This window comes from Rhodanobacter sp. FW021-MT20 (genome assembly GCF_041107475.1).
Taxonomy (GTDB): Bacteria; Pseudomonadota; Gammaproteobacteria; order Xanthomonadales; family Rhodanobacteraceae; genus Rhodanobacter_A; species Rhodanobacter_A glycinis.
The window spans coordinates 69466-88570 of sequence record NZ_JBGBPX010000010.1; the positions used below are offsets into that span (position 1 = coordinate 69466).

The 19105-nt window shown below is 66.3% G+C and carries 17 protein-coding genes; 9 read left to right on the top strand and 8 right to left on the bottom strand.

The window, feature by feature from the left end; all coding sequences use genetic code 11:
* The first annotated feature begins 89 nt into the window (after positions 1-89).
* On the top strand, positions 90-1547 hold the full coding sequence (locus AB7849_RS11940; protein WP_439822719.1) for an aldehyde dehydrogenase: 1458 nt from the start codon (positions 90-92) through the stop codon (positions 1545-1547).
* 38 nt (positions 1548-1585) lie between these two features.
* Here AB7849_RS11940 and AB7849_RS11945 read toward each other — a convergent pair whose 3' ends face one another.
* Both AB7849_RS11945 and AB7849_RS11950 read right to left on the bottom strand, forming a co-directional pair.
* Positions 1586-4060: a YbcC family protein gene (locus AB7849_RS11945; RefSeq protein WP_157618010.1), complete on the bottom strand. Its 2475-nt coding sequence runs from the start codon at positions 4058-4060 to the stop codon at positions 1586-1588.
* 7 nt (positions 4061-4067) lie between these two features.
* The gene (locus tag AB7849_RS11950) at positions 4068-5636 is read right to left on the bottom strand and encodes an NADH-quinone oxidoreductase subunit L (RefSeq protein ID WP_369501100.1); all 1569 of its coding nucleotides are present in this window, start codon (positions 5634-5636) and stop codon (positions 4068-4070) included.
* 94 nt (positions 5637-5730) lie between these two features.
* On the opposite strand from AB7849_RS11950, the gene AB7849_RS11955 reads away from it, so the two are divergent.
* Together AB7849_RS11955 and AB7849_RS11960 are read left to right on the top strand one after the other, a co-directional pair.
* A complete protein-coding gene (locus AB7849_RS11955) occupies positions 5731-6639 on the top strand; it encodes a LysR substrate-binding domain-containing protein (RefSeq protein ID WP_008208740.1) in 909 nt (302 codons plus the stop codon).
* 74 nt (positions 6640-6713) lie between these two features.
* Positions 6714-7148 carry a RidA family protein gene (locus AB7849_RS11960; protein ID WP_008208742.1) on the top strand — a complete coding sequence of 145 codons (435 nt, stop codon included), beginning with the start codon at positions 6714-6716 and terminating at the stop codon, positions 7146-7148.
* Positions 7149-7223: 75 nt separating this feature from the next.
* Here the strand turns inward: AB7849_RS11960 and AB7849_RS11965 are convergent, their stop codons facing one another.
* The 4 genes from AB7849_RS11965 to AB7849_RS11980 form a co-directional block, all read right to left on the bottom strand.
* Positions 7224-7514, bottom strand: a complete 291-nt coding sequence (locus AB7849_RS11965) for a hypothetical protein (protein WP_008208744.1) — start codon at positions 7512-7514, stop codon at positions 7224-7226.
* Between the two features lie 86 nt (positions 7515-7600).
* Positions 7601-8383, bottom strand: a complete 783-nt coding sequence (gene hutG / locus AB7849_RS11970; protein WP_369501101.1) for an N-formylglutamate deformylase — start codon at positions 8381-8383, stop codon at positions 7601-7603.
* Positions 8384-8408: 25 nt separating this feature from the next.
* Positions 8409-9755, bottom strand: a complete 1347-nt coding sequence (gene gorA / locus AB7849_RS11975) for a glutathione-disulfide reductase (RefSeq protein ID WP_008208749.1) — start codon at positions 9753-9755, stop codon at positions 8409-8411.
* A gap of 64 nt (positions 9756-9819) precedes the next feature.
* A complete protein-coding gene (locus tag AB7849_RS11980; RefSeq protein WP_008208752.1) occupies positions 9820-11079 on the bottom strand; it encodes an NAD(P)/FAD-dependent oxidoreductase in 1260 nt (419 codons plus the stop codon).
* Between the two features lie 104 nt (positions 11080-11183).
* Between AB7849_RS11980 and AB7849_RS11985 the strand changes: the two genes are divergently transcribed.
* The 5 genes from AB7849_RS11985 to AB7849_RS12005 all read left to right on the top strand — a co-directional run bounded on the left by AB7849_RS11985 (position 11184) and on the right by AB7849_RS12005 (position 16293).
* The gene (locus AB7849_RS11985; RefSeq protein ID WP_008208754.1) at positions 11184-12563 is read left to right on the top strand and encodes a hypothetical protein; all 1380 of its coding nucleotides are present in this window, start codon (positions 11184-11186) and stop codon (positions 12561-12563) included.
* 102 nt (positions 12564-12665) lie between these two features.
* Positions 12666-13937, top strand: coding sequence for a hypothetical protein (locus tag AB7849_RS11990; protein ID WP_369501102.1), 1272 nt, complete (start codon positions 12666-12668; stop codon positions 13935-13937).
* Between the two features lie 79 nt (positions 13938-14016).
* Positions 14017-14403, top strand: a complete 387-nt coding sequence (locus AB7849_RS11995; RefSeq protein WP_008208759.1) for a BlaI/MecI/CopY family transcriptional regulator — start codon at positions 14017-14019, stop codon at positions 14401-14403.
* A 1-nt stretch (position 14404) separates the two neighbouring features.
* Positions 14405-15661 carry a M56 family metallopeptidase gene (locus AB7849_RS12000; protein WP_008208761.1) on the top strand — a complete coding sequence of 419 codons (1257 nt, stop codon included), beginning with the start codon at positions 14405-14407 and terminating at the stop codon, positions 15659-15661.
* A gap of 56 nt (positions 15662-15717) precedes the next feature.
* Positions 15718-16293, top strand: a complete 576-nt coding sequence (locus tag AB7849_RS12005) for a C40 family peptidase (protein WP_092703336.1) — start codon at positions 15718-15720, stop codon at positions 16291-16293.
* A 222-nt stretch (positions 16294-16515) separates the two neighbouring features.
* Here AB7849_RS12005 and AB7849_RS12010 read toward each other — a convergent pair whose 3' ends face one another.
* Both AB7849_RS12010 and AB7849_RS12015 read right to left on the bottom strand, forming a co-directional pair.
* Positions 16516-17001, bottom strand: coding sequence for an FKBP-type peptidyl-prolyl cis-trans isomerase (locus tag AB7849_RS12010; protein WP_008208766.1), 486 nt, complete (start codon positions 16999-17001; stop codon positions 16516-16518).
* Positions 17002-17038: 37 nt separating this feature from the next.
* On the bottom strand, positions 17039-18271 hold the full coding sequence (locus tag AB7849_RS12015) for an MFS transporter (RefSeq protein ID WP_008208767.1): 1233 nt from the start codon (positions 18269-18271) through the stop codon (positions 17039-17041).
* A gap of 110 nt (positions 18272-18381) precedes the next feature.
* Here AB7849_RS12015 and AB7849_RS12020 point away from each other — a divergent pair, with 110 nt between their 5' ends.
* A complete protein-coding gene (locus AB7849_RS12020) occupies positions 18382-19080 on the top strand; it encodes a class I SAM-dependent methyltransferase (protein ID WP_008208769.1) in 699 nt (232 codons plus the stop codon).
* Positions 19081-19105: the final 25 nt, after the last annotated feature.

Genomic DNA, 19105 nt, shown 5'->3' on the forward strand with positions numbered 1-19105 from the left:
GATTACGTCCCACCACGGCTTGCAAGGCCGCCTTGCGCCACCGTCCAGTGCAATCGCCGCGAGCAAGTCGTAAGCTTGCACGGATGCCCATGCGCCTTGCCAACCTGATCGACGGTCGCCTGCAGGCACCGGCCAACGACCGCTACCTCGACGTATTCGAGCCCGCCACCGGCGCGATATTCGCCCACTGCCCCGATGGCGATGCCGCCGACGTCGATGCCGCCGTGCAAGCCGCCCGTCGCGCCGCCCCCGGCTGGGCCGCCACGCCTATCGAACAACGCGCCCAGCTGCTGCATCGGCTGGCCGATCTGATCGAGGCGCGGCTGGACGAATTCGCCGCGCTGGAATCGCGCGACAACGGCAAACCGGTGAAACTCGCCCGCAGCGTGGACATCCCGCGCGCGGTGAGCAACCTGCGTTACTTCGCCGCCGCGGTGATGAACTGGGGCAGCGAATCGCATGCCATGGACACCGGCACACCCGGCACCGGTGCGATCAACGTCACCCTGCGCCAGCCGCTCGGCGTGGTGGGCTGCATCAGCCCGTGGAACCTGCCGCTGTACCTGTTCAGCTGGAAGATCGCGCCGGCCCTGGCCACGGGCAACACGGTGGTCGCCAAGCCCTCGGAAATCACGCCCTGCACCGCCGCCTTGCTCGGCGAACTGAGCATCGAGGCCGGTCTGCCGCCCGGCGTGCTGAATATCGTGCAGGGGCGAGGCCCCACGATCGGCCAGGCCATCATCGAGCACGCCGGCGTGAAAGCGATCTCGTTCACCGGCAGCACCGCCACCGGTGCGCGCATCGCCAGCGTGGCCGCGCCACAGTTCAAGAAAGTCTCGCTGGAACTGGGCGGCAAGAATCCCGCCATCGTCTTCGCCGACGCCGACCTGTCCGATGCCAACCTCGACACCATCGTGCGCTCGGGCTTCGCCAACCAGGGCGAAATCTGCCTGTGCGGCTCACGCTTGCTGGTGCAACGGTCGATCTACGACGGCTTCCGCAAACGTTACCTGGAGCGTGTGCGCGCCCTGCGCGTCGGCGATCCGAACGACGACGCCAGCGATCTCGGCGCGCTGGTCTCCAGGCCGCACTTCGACAAGGTGATGGCCTGCATCGCGCAGGCACGCGCCGAAGGTGGCCAGGTATCGGTCGGCGGCGAGTCGGTGCAACTGCCCGGCCGTTGCGCGGAGGGCTGGTTCGTGGCACCCACGGTGATCGAGGGCCTGTCGAACGACGCCGTCACCAATCAGCAGGAAATCTTCGGCCCGGTGGTGAGCCTGATTCCGTTCGAGGACGAAGCCGAAGCCCAGGCCATCGCCAACGGCACCGGCTACGGCCTGGCAGCCTCGCTGTGGACGCGCGACCTGTCCCGCGCGCATCGGCTGGGCGCGCAACTGGACTTCGGCATCGTGTGGATCAACTGCTGGATGCTGCGCGACCTGCGTACGCCGTTCGGCGGCACCAAACATTCCGGCGTCGGCCGCGAGGGCGGTAGCGAAGCGCTGCGCTTCTTCACCGAACCGAAAAACGTCTGCATCGCCTGGTAAGCGAGTGCCGGCAGCGTGTTGCCGCCGGTTCGCGACGATCAGCCCAGCACCTGCCAACCGCTGGCCGCACGGCGCATCAGCCGACCGTTCTCGTACTGCCACAGGATCATCCAGCCATTGTCGATGATTCGCTGCAACACCTCGTGGCGGGCGATGATCGCGTCGATGGCATGGCGCGGCGCGGCGATCACCGTGGTCTGGCGCAGCGGCTCGTGGCGCCAGCTGCGACCATCGGACAATGACTGGCGCGGGATACCGATGCGCAGGTCGCCGCCATTGCCCTCGAATACACCGATGCGTCCCCCGATCACGTTGTGCAGCACCTTGTTGCCGGCACCGTAATGCAGCGGGTCGGTGGTGGAGGCGTGGTACTGCCAGCCCAGCCAATGGGTCACCACCAGCGGCCCGAGCATCAGCTTTTCCAGCACCGAAAAATCCGCGTCCGCCTGCGCGTCGTAGTCATGCAGGTAACAGCGCGTGAAAAGCGCATGCCGGGTCAGTGCGCGCGGCCCGATGATGAAACCGGCGTTGGTAGTCAGCCCCCACTCTGGCCGGGTTTCCGAGCCATCATTGGCACGCCGGCGGAAGCGCTCCAGCACCTCCGTGACGTCGCCATCCGCGCTCATCCACAGGGTCGGCGCGCGTTCGCGGCGCACACGGTCGCCGGCTGCCGCCAGCGTCTGCTGCAGCTGCTGCCAGCGCGCCTGTTTCGACGCCGGCAACAGATCCAGCTCGAAGCCGGTGATCTCGTCGGTGGTGGTGTTGTGCAGCGCCGCCACGAACCAGGTGGATTCGGGCACATCGATGCCTTCCTCACGCGCCAGCCCCGCGCGCACTTCCGGATCGTTCAGCAAGGCCGCCAGCGCGCGCACGTTGGCCTCGCCGGACTGACCGCCGCAGGCGCCGCAGTCCAGGGTCGAGGCATGTGCGTTGTTGCAGCTCTGGCTGGCATGACCCGCAAGCACCACCAGCGGGGCCAACTGACGGTCGATGCCCATGACGCGCAGGGCACCGGCCGCCAGTGCCACCTGACGCTCCAGTGGCAAGCCCACCAAGCGCGGCCGCGCGAGCGCACGGTAGGCGTGTGGCAGACCGTAATGGTCGTCGTTGTGGCGCGGCGTGGTCGGTGGCCGCAGCCACTGCCACAGGCGCCGCAGATAGCCGAAGCCCACCGCCTCGACATAGGAAAACGTTGTGCTGGGCCAGCGGGTGGTGTTCTGCCACTGGCCGTGGGCAGCCAGTCGCCGGAGACGCTGCCGACGCCCCGGCGCCGCTTCCGGCGACGCGCCGGGGGCAGGCAGGATCTGGTCCTCCACCTCCACTTCAGGAAATGCCAGGCCCGGCAGCTGTGGCCGGCTCGTCTGTGCGCCCAGCGGGCGATAGCTCATCGGCAAGCCGAAGAAGCCGGCGAAGGCACGCGTCTGGATGCCGCTATCCAGCGCCTCCAGCGCGCGGCGCATGGGCTCGCTGCGGATGTCGATGCAGAACACCATCTGTACATCCGTCGTCGCGATCGCCACCGCATCGCCAGCCGGCGTGGTCAACTTGTCCGCCAGTTCGCGCTGGAAGCCCTGCTCCAGCGCCATCTGCCACACCTCGTCCACACGCGCACGATGGGTGACCGTTGCCAGGCGCTGGGGGAATACCTCCCAGGCCATGCGCAGGCGGGCCGCGGCCTGGTTCACCCGGCGCGGGTGACATTCAAGCAGCAAGGCTTCCCACACCAGGCGCATGGCCAGCAATTCGTCCAGATGCCGATCCGTCGCGCCGCGTCCTTCGGCCTGGTGCTTCAACCAGGCACACCACGAGGCCCAGCCGTTGATCGACAGCAACAGCGCCTCGAAATACGGCTCCAGCGCTGCCTCGGGCAGCTGCAAGCGAGCCAGTGCCCAGTGCATCGCGGCCTCGGCGGAATCCGGCAGGCCGCGCAGGACGGCGCGCAAGCCGGGCAGGCCCATGACCATGCCCAGACCCTTCTCGTGCCGCAGCGTGTCGGTCCAGAACCGGTACAAGCCGTGCTGCGCACGCGGCAGCCAGTGCGACTGGTCCTTGTCGAAATACGCGGCGCACACCTGGCTGAGCTGGAACATGATCTCGCCGCGCCACGGCAGGTGACGCGTGCCGCCGGCACCATCGTCCAGCTCGTCGACCACCAGCGGCATCGCCGTCACCGGCGGTTCGTACAACGCCGCCACCAATGCCTGCGCGTCGGGCAGGTCATCGATCGCCGATTGCGCCCGCGCAACTTCCAGATCCGCACGGGTGATCCGGCCCTGGTTCCAGCAATCACGCAGGTAGGCCTGCTGCGGCAGCACGTTGATGCCGCCCAGCAACACCAGCCGCGCCGCCACCTGGCGCACCGGCATGTGAATGCGATGCCAGTGCGGGTTGATCGCTACCGCACCATCCAGCGGCCAGCTTGGGGCGATGCTCCGTACCGCCTGCTGGCACGCCATGCGCACCACCTCGGCATCCACGCCGGAACCGGCCACCTCCGGCACTGTCTCGCTCATGCTCATCTCACTCATCCCTTGCCGGCACGGACTGCGTGGTAGGGAACCGACTGCCCGCCGACCCCGCCTCGTGTTGCGGCCACAAGCGCAGCACCAGTACGGTGTACAACTCGTCCAGATAGAAGCCCGCGTAGATCCACTGGCGCAAGCCGACGAAGCCCTGCGGCCACCACTGCAGCGCCACGAAGCCGGCATACATGAAGGCCATGCCGGCGAACGCCAGCGGCCCGGCGGCCGCGAACGGCGCGAAACCCGCGCCCAGCGGCAGGTACTCCACCACGAAGGCCGCCACCGTGAAGCCCACCACCATCGCCAGGCCGGTCAAGGCGTGCCATCTCCGCTGACGCCCCGGCAACCACAGCAACGGCCCCCATGCCAGCGCCAGGATCGCGCTCCACCACCACGGCCAAGCCAGGTCGGCCAGCAGATGCTGCCCGCACCAGACCACGGCGTACCCCAACAGTGGTGCCCACAGCAGGCTCAGACGCCCGTTGTGGCCGTCTTCGTGCAACCGCAGGATGCGCGTGTTGCGTACCGCCGACGATGCCGCCAGGAACGAATGTGCCTTGTACAGCGAGTGCCCCAGCAGATGCAGCGCGGCCAGCTGATACAGGCCCAGCCCGCATTCCATCAACATGAAACCCATCTGGCTCAAGGTCGACCAGGCCAGGTGCACCTTCAGGCTGACCCGGGTGATCATCACCGTCCCGCCCAGCACCGTGCTGACCAGGCCGATCACCACCAGGCACCAGTGCGCGACGTCGGACACGCCCAGCAGCGGCGCGAAGAACACCAGCACGTAGCCACCCAGGTTGACCACGCCGGCATGCAGCAGGGCCGACACCGGTGTCGGCGCCTCCATCACCTGGATCAGCCAGCCGTGTACCGGCAACAAGGCCGTGCGCAGGATCACCGCCAGCGCCAGCAAGGTGGCGCTGGCGCTGAGCTCCGGCGCGCGCACCCCGGCAGCCACCTGCGCCATCAGCACGCTCAGCGAACCACTGCCCACGGTGCGCCAGGCCAGTACTGCCGCCACGATCAGCAGCAGGTCGGCCAACCGGTCGGCAATGCGCTTCTTGTGCGCGGCCAGCTGCGCGAAGCCGCGCTCGGGATAGAACGTGAGCAGCCGCTGCATGCCGAAACCGATCGCCATCCACGCGCCAATCAGGGTCACCCAGTGGTTGGCCAGCAGCAGGAAATGCACGCTGGCCAGCACCACGGCCAAGGATGCGATGTAGGTGCCCTGGCGGTGTTCGCCTCGCAAATGGCGCATCGAGTACACGCCGATCACGGTGCCCAGAAACTGCACCAGCAGGCTCACCCAGCAGCCGAACAGATTGGGCGCAAACCAGGCATGCCCGCCGCCGAAAGCAGGGTGACCGGGCATCCGGGCAACGATCAGCTCCAGGCCCAGCGAGATCGCCGCAAACACCAGCGCCAGCACGGCCAAGCGGTTGAAACCCTGCCAGCGCGCGATTGTCGAGGTACGAAAGACGCGCGGCGTCCAGGCGGCACCGAGCATCAGCAGGGCCGGCAGCAAGGCGACCGCATGATTGATGGCAAGCAGCAAGTCCATGTCCCTCCCGGAGCAAAACAGGCGCCATGATCCGGGAAAACAAAGTTTGTGTAAAATATATTTAATACGACTTTTCGTTCTGAAAAATAGAACAATGGACTTACAGCAACTCAACTTCCGCCACCTGTTTGCCTTCTGGAAAGTCACGACCGAGGGCCGCCTGACGCAGGCCGCCCGCGCGCTGCACGTCTCCCAGTCGACGCTTTCCACGCAAATCCAGCACCTGGAGGAACGCCTCGGCCATCCCCTGTTCGAACGCCGGGGCCGGCAGATGCTGCTGACCGCCACCGGGCGACAGGTGTATCGCTACGCGGAAAACATCTTCGGCCTGGGCGAGGAGATGCTGGGCTGGCTGGACGGCCATTACGAAGGCATGGCGCGAGTGCGCATCGGCGGTGTGTCCACCATGAGCCGCAACTACCAGGAAAACCTGTTCCGGCCAATGATGCGCGACCCGACGGTGGTGCTGACCATCGAATCGGGCACGCTGGACGAACTGGTCCAGCGCCTGCTGCAGCACAAGCTCGACCTGGTCTTGGCCAACTCTCCCGTATCGTCGTCGCCCGACCAGCCCCTGCACTCGAAATTCCTCGGCAGCCAGGAGATTTCGGTGGTGGGCCAGACCGCCATCTGGGGCAGGCGCAAGCTGCGCATTCCCGAGGACCTGGACGGCCAGCCGGTGGCGCTGCCCGGCGCGCGCCATGCGCTGCGCGCCGAGTTCGACGCCTTGTGCTCCTCGGCCAACGTCAACCCGCAGTTGCGTGCGGAAATCGACGACATGACCATGCTGCGACTGGTGGCGCGTGACAGTGGCTGGCTGACGATCCTGCCCGCCGTGGTGGTGCAGGACGAGCTGGAATCGGGCGCACTCACACGCGTGGGACAATCCGATCTGCTGCGCGAGCGCTTCTACGCCATCACCACGCAGCCGAGCCAGCACCCGGCCGCTCTCGACCTGATCCTGGAGGCTGCCGTCCCAGCGGAAATGCGCACAAACGCATGAATGTCCTCACGGCATGGTGAGCAACACGACTGCGCAGCCATGCCATCCTTCCCACTGACCAGGAGCACCGAGCCATGCATGATCCCGATAGCCCCATCCGCACCGATACCGCACCCGCACCGGTGGGTGCCTACCCGCACGCCCGGCGGGTCGGCAACCTGCTGTTCCTCTCCGGCGTCGGTCCGCGCGTACCGGGTACCGATGAGGTAGTCGGCAACGTATACAACCCGCTCGGCACCCTGGTCGGTCACGACATCGAAGCCCAATGCCGGCAGGTGTTCGCCAACGTGCGCGCGGTGCTGGAAGCCAGCGGCACGCGTTGGCAGGACCTGGTCGACGTCACCGTGTTCCTCACCGACATGCAGCGCGATTTCACCACCTACAACCGGCTCTATGCGGAACACTTTGCCGGCGTGGATGCCTGCCGCACCACGCTGGGCATCACCGCGTTGCCCACGCCAATCGCAATCGAGTTGAAGTGCGTGGCGGTGATAAACGCCCACGCATGAAAAAGCCCCGACGCGGCCATGCCGGTCGGGGCTTTCCGACAGGTCGCGAAAACGCGACCCGGGCCTGCTGGCGGATTACTTCCCGCCGGCGGCGGCCGTCGTGGCGGCCTTCTTCGCGTGGGCCTTGTGGTGGTGCTTGTGGTGCTTCTTGGCGTGATGATGCTTGGCGGTCGTCTTGGTGGCCGTCATGGAATGGGTCGCAGCCTGCGGAGCGGCGGCTGCCGACTGGGCAAACACGGAACCGGAAAGAGCCACGCCCGCAACAAGCAGGGTAGCGATCGCAAGTTTACGAATCATGATCGTGAGCCTCGGAAGATTGATGCCGCGGACCCGGCCGGAACCCGGCTGCCTCGGGCGGCGCGACATGCCAACAATGCATCCGTCTTGGCATACCGTGACTGAACGAAAATCCGGGACGGCAGGTCCCCTTCCCCACACCCAGGCGGGCCGGCTCACCCGCCCAGGCAGGCCCGTAGCAATTGGCCGATCAGCGCCTGCACCGGCGCCGCCTTGGCGTCGTCCCAGGCAAAGCTGTCCTCGTCCATGTAGCGGTGCTGGGACAGCTCCAGCTGGACCGCCTGCACGCCTTCCCCGGGCTGGCCGAAACGCCGGGTGATGAAGCCGCCCTTGAAGCGGCCGTTGACCACGAAATCGTAGTCCTCCTGCGATTCCAGCACGTTGGTGAGTCGCCACTGCAGGTCGGCGCCACAACTGCTGCCGTCGGCGGTGCCCAGGTTGAAGTCCGGCAAGCGGCCTTCGAACAGCATCGGCACATGACTGCGGATGGAATGACCTTCCCACAGCACCACATGGCCATGCTGCACGCGTAGCCGCTCGACCTCTTCGGCCAGCGCGCGGTGATAAGGCTGCCACCAGTCGGACACGCGCTGCGCGATCTCGTCGGCGTCCGGCTCCTGGCCTTCGAGATACAAAGGCTGGCCATCGAATCCGATGGTGGAGACCAGCCCGGTCTCGCGCCGCCCCGGATACAGCGCATGGCCGTCGGCCGGTCGATTGAGGTCGACCACGTAACGCGAAGCCTGCGGCCGCAAGACACTGGCGCCCAACTCCCGAGCCAACGGCTCGTAGAGCTTGCCGACATGCCAATCGGTATCCGGCGAGCGTCGCGCCGCCGGCTGCATGCGCGCAGCGATGGCGTCGGGAATATGGCTGCCGTCGTGCGGCAGGCTGATCAGCAGCGGCGCCGTGCCGCGTTCGAGCGTGAAGATATCCATGGCCGTGCAGTTTGGCGCCCCCTGCTCAGCGCAGCAACACCACTTCTTCCGCTGCGGTCGGATGGATCGCCACCGAGGCCTTCAGGTCACGTCGATGCAAGCCCATCCGCAAGGCCACCGCGAAACCCTGCAACAGTTCTTCCGAGCCAGGCCCAAGTGCATGGATGCCGAGCACGCGTTCGTCCTCGCCCACGCAAACCAGTTTCACCATGCTCTGCTCGTGGTGGCCCGCCACCATCAACTGCAGCGGCGTATAGCTGCCCGCGTGGATACGTACCGCGTCGCCGTGGCGCTCACGCGCCTCACGCTCGGTCAAACCCACGCCCCCCAGCGGCGGTTCGGCGAACACCACGCTGGGAATCGCCTCGTAATCGAAATGCGCCTGCGGCTCGCCGCCGAACAGGCGCTGCGCCAATGCATGACCGGCAGCCACCGCCACCGGGGTCAGCGCATGGCGACCGGTGACGTCGCCAATCGCGGTGATGCCGGGCACGCTGGTGTTCTGGAATGCGTCCGTCTGCACATGACCCTTGGCATCGAGCGCGACCTCCACGGCATCGAGGCCGAGTCCGTCGGTATTCGGCGTACGCCCCACCGCCCACAGCACCGCGTCATACGGGCCATGGCTGGCACCGCTGGCATCGCGCAAGCGAATGTCGCCGGGAGTGCCCTGCGCCGCGACCACCTCGACATCGCGCACGATGCGCATGCCGCGAGCCTGCATCTGGGTCGCCAGCGCCTCGACCAGCGCATCATCGAAACTCGACAGCAGACCACCACGCACCAGCAGATCCACCTGGCAACCCAGGCCATGCATCACGCAGGCGAACTCGGTCGCCACGTAGCCACCACCCACCACGGCGATGTGTCGCGGCGCGGCTTCGAGCATGAAGATGTCGTCGGACACCATGCCCAGTTCGAACCCGGGGATATCCAGTCGGCGCGGGCGGGCACCGGTGGCGATGACGATCTGCGGAGCGCTGTAGCGTGCTCCGTCAGCGTCGAGCAGCGTGTTCGCCGCGACGAAGCGCGCCGCCGAAGACAGCACATGGATGCCCTCTTCGTCCAGCCGTTGCGCATAGCGCTGGCGGATACCGGCGATGTAGTCATCGCGCTGGCGACGAAAGCGCGCCCAGTCCAGCGGCGCCGGCGTCACCGCGAAGCCGATATCGGCAGCCAGCCGCTGCGCCTGCGCCCATTGCGCGGCAAACCACATCGCCTTCTTCGGCACGCAGCCACGATTGACGCAGGTGCCGCCCAGCGCGTCGGGATCGAACAGGGCGACCCGTGCGCCCAACTTCGCCGAACGTCGCGCCACGGTCAGGCCGGCGGAGCCGGCACCCAGCACGATCAGGTCGAAAGCGTGGCTCATCGTCGTTCTCCGCGCAAAGCATGGAGCATAACCAACTCGGTGAAACCCGACGTCAAGCCCTGCTTTACAAGCCGAAGCGCGCGGGCGCGTAAGGCGCCGGATCGATCGCCGGCGCGCCGCTGGCGATCTGCGCGGCGACCAGTTCGCCGGTCGCCGCCGACATGCTCACGCCAAGCATGCCGTGCGCGGTGGCCAGGTGCAGGTTCGACCAGCGCGTACTGGGGCCGATGATCGGCACTTCATCCACGCTCATCGGCCGCCAGCCCCACCATTCCTCCAGCAACTCCGGGCCTTCCGGCTCGTGCAGGCCGTGGGCCGCACCACGACGCAATGCATCCAGGCGGGTGCGATTGAGTCCTTCGGCATAGCCGGAGAACTCCATCGTGCTGCCCAGCCGGTAACCGCTGTCCCAGGTGGTGACACAGACGGCTTCCTCACGCAATACCAGGGCAAAGCGTGGCGCCTGCGCGGGTCGCGTGTAGGTGATCGAATAGCCCTTGCCCGGCTGCATCGGCAAGCGCAGGCCAAGCTGACGAGCGAGCAACGGCGACCACGCACCCAGCGCCATTACCACGCGGTCGCCGCTGAACACGCCACGCGTGCTGCGCACGTGGGTGAGGCGGCGTGCATTCGTGTCGAGCCGATCGATCTTTGCGCCACTGACGATGGCGCCGCCCAGATCACGCACGCGTTGCGCCAGCTCGGCAACGTAGCGATCCGGACGCAGGCGCGCATCGCCCGGATGAAACAGCCCGCCAACGACACCCGGCTTCAGCGCCGGCTCCATCGCCTCCACCTCGGCACCGCCCAGACGCTGCACGTCGACGCCAAGCCGATCGAGCACGGCGGCATGATGACGCTCGTCAGCTGCCTGCAGCTTCGCGGTGCGATAGACATACAACTCGCCGCCTTCCACGAATTCGCACTCGATACCTTCGGCGCGGATCAGCTCGCCGAGCACCTGTCTGGAACGCTGCAGGATGGCCGAACGCGCGGCCGCGGCGCGATGGAAATCGCTCCAGTTGCAATGCCGTGCGAAGCCGAGCAGCCAGCGCAAGCGCGCGCCATCGAAGCGCGGGTTGAGATAAAGCGGCGCATCGGCGCGCAGCATCGAACGCAACGCCAGCCCGAACGTGCCGGGCATCGCCAGGGGCGCCGCATGGCTGGGCGTGATCGTGCCGCAGTTGCCATGCGAGCTGCCGCAGCCAGGCGTGCCCTGCTCCAGCACGCGCACGCCGACGCCGGCCTTCAGCAGGTACAACGCACACGACAACCCGACCACGCCACCGCCGAGAATCAGTACATCGCTATGGGAATGGTCCATCCGGGTATTGTATGCGAGAGCACGTCTCGCGTTCGTTGCGGACACTTGCACGGGGCACGGGCCGGGCGCACGATCATGTCGCCCCGGACGCATGAGCCCCCCGCATGTGGAACAGAGCCGTCATCGCACTTTGCCTGATCCCGTTGCTGGCGCCATGCACAGCCGCAGCGCAATCCTTCGACAGGGCCCAGATCCGGCTCTTCAAGACCCTGCATCGCCTACCCGGCGCCCTGGCGCGCTACGACTATCTGCAGAAAGCGATGCCGGATCTTGCCAAGCCCGATCGCATCGTGGCCATGCAACTGCTGTCCTCTGCCGAGTGCGAACTCGGCCTCTACAACCAGGCCATACTCGGCTTTCCGCTCAAGATGACGCCGCCGGCGGAGCTGGTTCTGCCCCAGGCCTCGCAATGGCAAGCCGCCAGTGCCGTCGACGTCATCAGCCGACTCGCCGCCGATCGACGCATCGTGATGATCAACGAGGCGCACCACGACGCGCATACCCGCGTGCTTGCCCTGGAACTGTTGCCGCGTTTGCGCGCACTGGGCTTCGATTACTTTGCCGCCGAAGCGCTGGTTGACACGGATCCCGATCTCGAAAAGCGCGGCTATCCGACCGCGGCCAGCGGTACCGAGTACCTGCAGGAGCCGGTCTATGGCGAGATCGTGCGAGAAGCCATCCGGTTGGGCTTCACCGTCGTGCCCTACGACGTCGAGGGCCATATGTCGACACAAGCCCGCGACATCGGGCAGGCCGAGAACCTTTACCGGGAAGTCTTTGCCAGGGATGCCCACGCCCGTCTGTTCGTCCTTGCCGGCTACGCCCATATCGACAAGGCCAAGGGGCGACTCGGCAACGTCCTGCCGATGGCCGCGCAGTTGCAGGCGTTGACCGGGTTCGATCCGTTGTCCATCGACCAGACCCAGTTCCTGGAGACCGGCAAGAACCACTCGGGCGATTACCAGCAACTGATTGGTCGCTTCCGCCCGAAGACCGCTTCGGTGCTGGTCAACCGCAGCGACGGAAAGGTCTGGAGCGCGAGTCCCGCGCTCTACGATGCCAACGTCATCCTTCCGCCGACGGTAACCGTCCGGTCCTTTGGCAACGATCGCATGCTCAACGGCGAGGCCGTCAAGAACGTGACGGATGCGTCGCGCCTGACACTTGGCTCGCTCACCACCATGGACTGGATGCAACGCCCGGCCTGGCTGTCACTGGAAGGCACGCGCCGCCACGTCGCCATCGACTCATCGTTATGCCGGATGCGCCTGCCCTGTGTCGTCGAAGCGACGTATGCCGACGAACCGGCCGATGCCATCGCAGCCGACCGCTATGCGTTCGTGCGCCCGGATACCGCAAGCGACCTGTATCTGCGGCCCGGGCATTATCGATTGACCGTCAAAGGCCTTGGTGGCAAGACACTGAGCCAGCAAACCATCACGGTCACCGGGCCACGCACGGAATCACTTCCGACGAGCCGGTGAGCTTGCGGCATGCGGACAAACCTCACGATTCGCGCGAGAAAGTCTTGCCCCGTGCCGATCCGTACTGCACGCTGGCTGCCATTCACCTTGGGGCACTCCTGCATGTCGACGCGATCTGCGGCACTTCTGCTGCTGGGCCTACTCATGCTTTGCCAACCCGCCCGCGTGCCTGCCCAAAGCCGTGCTTCCAGCGCAACCACGCGGCCTCGCGACCTGCTTGCCGAACTGAAACCACTGCCGAACGACCTTGCGCGCTACCAGTACCTGCTGACGATCACGTCGACCGGGGAGAACACCACCGCCCGACAACTGCTCGCCTCGGTGGAAGACCAGCTTGGCCTGTACGACGGCGCCATCACCGCGTTTCCGTTCGACAACCGCATCGTGCCGCCGCCGAAGATTCCACTGCCGACACCGGTTGACTGGCGCGCGGAGAATGCCGTCGCGGCGATCGCCGCGCAGGCCAATCGTCATCGCATCGTGATGATCAACGAGGCGCACCACGATGCGCACACGCGCGAACTCACCCTGCTACTGCTGCCAAAGTTGTACGCCGAAGGCTTCCGCTACCTGGCCATCGAGGCACTGGGGTCGAACGACCCGGGGCTGATGAAACGCGGCTACGCCATCAACGGCAGTGGCAGTGAATACCTGCACGAGCCCGTCTACGGCGAAATCGTGCGCCAGGCCATTCGAATCGGCTACATCCTCGTCCCCTATGACTCGGATGCGCCCACCGCATCCGGACGCGAAGCGGGGCAGGCCCGCAATATCTACCGGCAGGTATTCGCAAAAGATCCGCGCGCGAAATTGCTGGTGCATGCCGGCTACGCGCATATCGACAAGGCCCCCGGCAACCTCGGTGACAACGTACAGCCGATGGCCGTGCAACTTGGCCGACTGGCCGGCGTCGAGCCGCTGAGCATCAACCAGACCCAGTTCCGCGATATCGCCCCCGGCAAGCCGGACCCTGGCGCCTATGGCGTGCTGGTCGAACGCTTCCATCCCTTGCAACCCACCGTCTTGCGCAACAGGCAGTCCGGAGCGCTCTGGAGCTCGGACCCGGCGCGGCACGACATCAGCGTGATCCTGCCATCCGCCGGCACCGACTCTCGCCCACACTGGCTCTCGCTCGACGGCAAGCGTCAACCACGCCTGGTCAACACCGACCTCTGCCACGCGCACATTCCGTGCATCGTCGAAGCGCATTACGCCGACGAACCCGACACAGCCACCGCGGCCGATCGCTACACCTTCCTGCACGACGACGAACAGAACATGCTGTATCTGTATCCCGGCCGCTATCGGGTGCGCGCCGTCGATGCAAAAGGCCAGACGCTCGGCAGCCGCACCTTGTTGCTGGACGAGCACTGACGCGCGCTGCTTGCAGTCGATGAATTACTGACGTAATCTGAAGTCGAGACTACGCGTGTAATTCATTGGACCGCCACCCATGCTGCCATCCCCGATCCCCATCAGCGAAGCCGAAAGCCTTGTCATGGAGCCGCTATGGCGCGAATCGCCACTGGCCTCCGAGCAGATCGTCGCCGCCGTGCAGGCGGACAGCGACTGGCACGAGAAAACCATCCGCACCCTGCTCAACCGCCTGCTCGGCAAGGGCGCGGTGAGCGCGGAAAAGGACGGCCGGCGCTATCTCTACTCGCCGGTACTGAGCCGCGAGCAATGGCAATCGCAGGAAAGCCGCAACCTGCTCGATCGCGTGTTCGGCGGCCGGGTGGCACCGCTGCTGGCGCACTTCAGCCGGCACGAGAAACTGAGCGCGAAAGACGTCGACGAGCTGCGCAAGTTGCTCGATGCGATCGAACGCAAGGAGCACTGACATGGATACCGCACTGTTGCGCATGCTGCTGTTCGTCACCGTGGGACTTGGCATCGTGCTGCTCTTGCGCAAACCCGCGCGTCGCCTGTTCGGTGCCGGCCCCGCGTTCACGCTGTGGTGCCTGCCGATCGCGCTGGCGGCAATGCCTTGGCTGCCGGCATCGCCGCACGGCTGGGCGATTTTGCCGCCGATCCATGTGCTGGCGTTCACGCAACCCGTTATCACGACGACCGCTGGCGACCACCCCTGGCACAACGTGCTGCTCGCCTTGTGGCTGCTGGGCGCTGCTGCCGGAGGGCTCCGCCTGATCGTGCACTACCTGCGGCTGTGTCGCGACACCCGGCCCCTGCCGCCCGACATGCGCCGCCATCTGCCCGCGGACTTGTCCGAACGCGATGCCCGCCGGCTGCGCCTGCATCCATCCGGCCCGGCTGTGCTGTGGGCGCCGCGCGCACACGTTCTGCTGCCGGAGGATTTCCACGAGCGCTTCGACATGGCCGAACGCCAGCTCGTGCTACGCCACGAACTTGGCCACGTCCATCGGGGCGATCCGCTGTGGAGCCTGCTGGCGGAACTGGTGGCCGTGCTGCTGTGGTTCCATCCGTTGGCCTGGCTGTCACTGCCGCGCTTCCGTCTCGACCAGGAGCTGGCCTGTGACGAACACGTGCTGCGCGCCTCGCCCAGGGACGATGCCCCGTACGCCCGCACCCTTTTGCGCAGCGCCGGCGTGGCCGCCCAACCCGCCCTGATTCCCTGGCTCATCGAGCCCCAACTGAAGGAGCGACTCACCATGATCCGTCGAAATCATTGCAGTGCCACGCGCCGTCGACTCGGTTACGGGTGTCTCGCCCTGGTGGTGGCGGGCAGCATCTCGCTCGCCCAGGCCGCCACATCCAAACAGGCCGACGTACCGGCCACCCAGGCCATGAGCTACAACGCACAATTCCGTCCGAGGTACCCGGTCGACGCGCTGCACAACAAGGAACAGGGCACCGTCGTCCTTCGGGCGCTGATCCACGCCGATGGCAGCGTGGGCAGCATCAGCTACGACGCCAAGCGCAGCACCACCACGTCCACCGATCTGATCACCTCGGCCAGCGATGCGGTGAAACAGTGGCACTTCCAGCCACGCATGAAGAACGGCAAGGCAGTCGAGGGCTATGCCCGGATACCGATTGACTTCAGCCTCGACGAGCCCAGCGCAACGCCGGCAAAGCAAGTTGAGAAAAATTCTTCGAAAGTGAACCAATCATCTTGATTTGCATGTAATTTGTTGACTTGATAACCTCGGCACGTCTCACCCGAGGTTGTCCCATGCGGTTTGCCAGTGCCCTCAGTTTGTCTGTCCTGCCGCCGCACGCAGCAACGCGGCTGCGACTGGCCACGCTACTGGCCCTGATTCTGCTGCTGGCCGCCTGCGCCAGCAGTCCGCACCGGCACGAACGTACCTTCAAGCCCTCGGATTCCGCGCTGGCCAACGAGCCGGCCCGCGCGCCGACAGGTGAGGTCGCCACCGCCAACGACGTACTGTTCCGGGCGCTGGCGCTGGTCGGCACGCCTTACCACTGGGGCGGCAACACGCCGGAAAGTGGCTTCGACTGCAGCGGGCTGGTGGACTACATCTACCGCCACGGCGCCGACATCGTGCTGCCGCACAGCTCGCGCGACATGGCCCGCACGGATGGCCGCAAAGTGAAAAGCATGCGCAATCTGATGAGCGGCGACCTGGTGTTTTTCGACATCGGCGGCAGCATCAGCCACGTCGGCGTCTACGTGGGCAAGGGGCGTTTCGTGCATGCCCCGAACAGCGGCGGCACCGTGCGCCTGGACGACATCGATGGGCCGTACTGGCGCGACCACTTCGCCTATGGGAAGCGGCTGCTGGATTGATCGAGGCTTTCTCCCTCTCACCGTCGGAGAGAGGCGCGCTTGCGACAAACACGCCTGATTCAGGCCTTCGCAAGCACCCGCCCCTCATCCCGACCTTCCTCGCTCCTCAAGTCTGGCGCCATCCATGGCGCCTCTCCGCGTACTCCCCGACGGAGAGAAGGGGCTAACGGAAAACGGCGCCCATGGGGCGCCGTTTTGCTTTTACCGTGGAAAGCGCACTTTTCAGTGGGCTTCGGCACCCGGTGCATGGGCGTGGCCGTGCTTGATTTCCTCTTCGGTGCCATCCCGGACTTCCTGGATGGCCACGTCGAAATTCAGCGTCTTGCCGGCCATCGGATGGTTGAGATCCACGTCGACCGCACTCATGCCGACCTTGTGCACGGTCACCGCGCGGTGGCCGCCTTCCTTCAGCGCCAGCACGGTGGTCATGCCCGGCTTGAGGTGCTTGGCATCCTGGAAGTACTTCTTCGGCACGCGCTGGATCTGGCCGTCCTGGCGCTCGCCGTAGCCGTCGGCCGGCGCGATCTCGACCTGCAGGTTGTCGCCGGCTTCATGCTCTTCCAGCGCCTTTTCCAGGCCCGGGATCAGCTGGCCGTGGCCGAGCAGGATCCACAACGGTTCATCACGGTCATGCGAGCTCTCGACCTTCTCGCCATCGACGGTGAGCGTGTAGTGGAGTGCGACGACTTTGTCCTTGCCAGCCTTCATTGCCTGTCTCTCGGATGGGTGCAAAACGCGGATTCTATCAGGACGCGGCCCGGCCGAAGCCTATGCCGCGCGCTTCCGGCCCCAGCCACAGCAACAGCGCCAGCACGATGGCCACCACGGCGATCCACGCCGACATGGCAAAGGCGAAGTCGCCGCCGTGGTGATCGGCGATCCAGGTCTGCGCGGTGGCCGTCCCCGCCGCCAGCAGGTTGCCCACCTGGTAGGCAAAGCCCGGCAAGGTGCCGCGCACCTCGTCCGGCGACAATTCGTTGAGATGGGTCGGCACCACGCCCCAGGCGCCCTGCACCATCACCTGGATCAGGAACGCGCCCGCGGCGAGCAACACCAGCGAGCCACCGTACATCCACAGCGGGATCACCGGGATCGCCAGCAGCGCCGCCACGATCATCGCCTTGCGCCGCCCCACCCGCTCTGACCATGCGCCGAAACACAGGCCGCCCACCAGCGCGCCCAGGTTGAGCAGCGCCACCAGCAGGAAGGCCGTGCCGGAGCTCGTGTCCAGGTGCAGGTTCACTTCCTCGAAGGTGTGATACATGTCCTGCGAGCCGTGGCTGAACATGTTGAATGCGGTCATCAACAGCATCAGGTAGATGGCCAGCTTCCAGTGCCCGCGCATGGCGTCGAGCACGTTCACGCGCCGATGTGCCTCGCGGTTCGCCTGCCATGCCGGCGACTCCGGCACCTTGCGGCGGATGTACAGCACCAGCAGGGCCGGCAGCGCACCCACCACGAACAAGCCGCGCCAGCCGATATGGTCGATCAGCAGCCAGTTCGCCAGCGCCGCCAGGAAAAACCCGCAGGGGTAACCGCTCTGCAGCAGGCCGGACACCAGTCCACGCGACTTCGCCGGAATCGACTCCATCGCCAGCGAAGCGCCGATGCCCCATTCGCCGCCCATGCCGATGCCGAACAGAAAGCGCAGCACCAGCAACACCGTCAGCGACGGCGAGAACGCGGTAGCCAGCTCGAACACCGAAAACAGGATCACGTCCAGCATCAGGATCGGCCGACGTCCGAAGCGATCCGCCAACCGACCGAAGATCAGCGCACCGATCGGTCGCGCCGCCAGGGTCAGGAACAGGCCGTAGGTCACCGCTTCCTTGCTGGCGTGGAATTCGTGCGCCACACCGAGCACCACGAAGGTGAGCAGGAAGTAGTCGAACGCATCCAGCGTCCAGCCGAGGAAACTGGCCAGCACGGTGTGCCGCTGCTCGTGGCTCAGCTCACGCAAGGGTGCCAGGAACGTCATGCCACGGCTCCGGAAGAGGGTCTGCGCGCAGGCTAGCATGCGCCCGCACCGCCGCTGCATCGAAGCGCAAGCATTTGCGTCGACGCATGGTTTGCGGCCACCATCGGGGCATGGCTCCGTCAACGACGCAACCCGGCGGCAACCCGCGGCCGCAGTCCGATCGCACCATCCGGCACGCCATCGCCAGCCGTTACGACACGCACGGCCGGCGAGGCTACGTCCGCGGCAAGCTGGCTGGCGACCCGGTCTATGCCGCGATGGCCGGCGTGCTTGCCGGCGCCGAGCCGCTGCCCCTGCTGGACATCGGCTGCGGCATGGGCCTGCTGGGCCAGTACCTGCACGCCCATGGCGCCCTGCATGGTTATCTCGGCATCGACCACGACGAACGCAAGATCGCCTCGGCCCGCCACGCGGCCGCTGCGCTGGGCAACGGCCTGCAATGGCGCTGCACCGATGCCGCCGAACTGCCCGACTTCCACGGCCATGTCGCGCTGCTGGACGTGCTGCATTACCTGCCCGCCAATCAGCAGGCAGCCGTGCTGGCGCTGGCGGCCCGGCACCTGGCCCCGGGTGGCCGGCTGGTCATCCGCAACGTGTTGCGCGAACCGAACTGGCGCTACCACGCCACCCGCCTCGAGGAATTCTTCCTGCATGCCACCGGCTGGATGCGTGTGGCGCCGCAGCATTACCCCTCGGCCGACGAGATCCGCACGGAGCTTGAAGGCGCCGGATTGCTGGTACAGACCCGGCCCTTGCGGGGGCATACCCCGTTCAACAGCTACCTGATCGTGGCCCGTCGCCCCCACTGAACCGCCGCCTGGCGAGGCCGGCAGA

Excerpts from the sequence above, each read along its gene's own strand:
- AB7849_RS12005 (WP_092703336.1), top strand. The coding sequence starts at position 15,718 with ATGCGGTTTGCCAGTGCCCTCAGTTTGTCTGTCCTGCCGCCGCACGCA.
- AB7849_RS11985 (WP_008208754.1), top strand. The coding sequence starts at position 11,184 with ATGTGGAACAGAGCCGTCATCGCACTTTGCCTGATCCCGTTGCTGGCG.
- AB7849_RS11940 (WP_439822719.1), top strand. The coding sequence starts at position 90 with ATGCGCCTTGCCAACCTGATCGACGGTCGCCTGCAGGCACCGGCCAAC.
- AB7849_RS11995 (WP_008208759.1), top strand. The coding sequence starts at position 14,017 with ATGCTGCCATCCCCGATCCCCATCAGCGAAGCCGAAAGCCTTGTCATG.
- AB7849_RS11960 (WP_008208742.1), top strand. The coding sequence starts at position 6,714 with ATGCATGATCCCGATAGCCCCATCCGCACCGATACCGCACCCGCACCG.
- AB7849_RS12010 (WP_008208766.1), bottom strand. The coding sequence starts at position 17,001 with ATGAAGGCTGGCAAGGACAAAGTCGTCGCACTCCACTACACGCTCACC.
- AB7849_RS11990 (WP_369501102.1), top strand. The coding sequence starts at position 12,666 with ATGTCGACGCGATCTGCGGCACTTCTGCTGCTGGGCCTACTCATGCTT.
- AB7849_RS11955 (WP_008208740.1), top strand. The coding sequence starts at position 5,731 with ATGGACTTACAGCAACTCAACTTCCGCCACCTGTTTGCCTTCTGGAAA.
- AB7849_RS11950 (WP_369501100.1), bottom strand. The coding sequence starts at position 5,636 with ATGGACTTGCTGCTTGCCATCAATCATGCGGTCGCCTTGCTGCCGGCC.
- AB7849_RS11945 (WP_157618010.1), bottom strand. The coding sequence starts at position 4,060 with ATGAGCGAGACAGTGCCGGAGGTGGCCGGTTCCGGCGTGGATGCCGAG.
- AB7849_RS11980 (WP_008208752.1), bottom strand. The coding sequence starts at position 11,079 with ATGGACCATTCCCATAGCGATGTACTGATTCTCGGCGGTGGCGTGGTC.
- AB7849_RS11965 (WP_008208744.1), bottom strand. The coding sequence starts at position 7,514 with ATGTCGCGCCGCCCGAGGCAGCCGGGTTCCGGCCGGGTCCGCGGCATC.
- AB7849_RS12000 (WP_008208761.1), top strand. The coding sequence starts at position 14,405 with ATGGATACCGCACTGTTGCGCATGCTGCTGTTCGTCACCGTGGGACTT.
- AB7849_RS12020 (WP_008208769.1), top strand. The coding sequence starts at position 18,382 with ATGGCTCCGTCAACGACGCAACCCGGCGGCAACCCGCGGCCGCAGTCC.
- AB7849_RS12015 (WP_008208767.1), bottom strand. The coding sequence starts at position 18,271 with ATGACGTTCCTGGCACCCTTGCGTGAGCTGAGCCACGAGCAGCGGCAC.
- hutG (WP_369501101.1), bottom strand. The coding sequence starts at position 8,383 with ATGGATATCTTCACGCTCGAACGCGGCACGGCGCCGCTGCTGATCAGC.
- gorA (WP_008208749.1), bottom strand. The coding sequence starts at position 9,755 with ATGAGCCACGCTTTCGACCTGATCGTGCTGGGTGCCGGCTCCGCCGGC.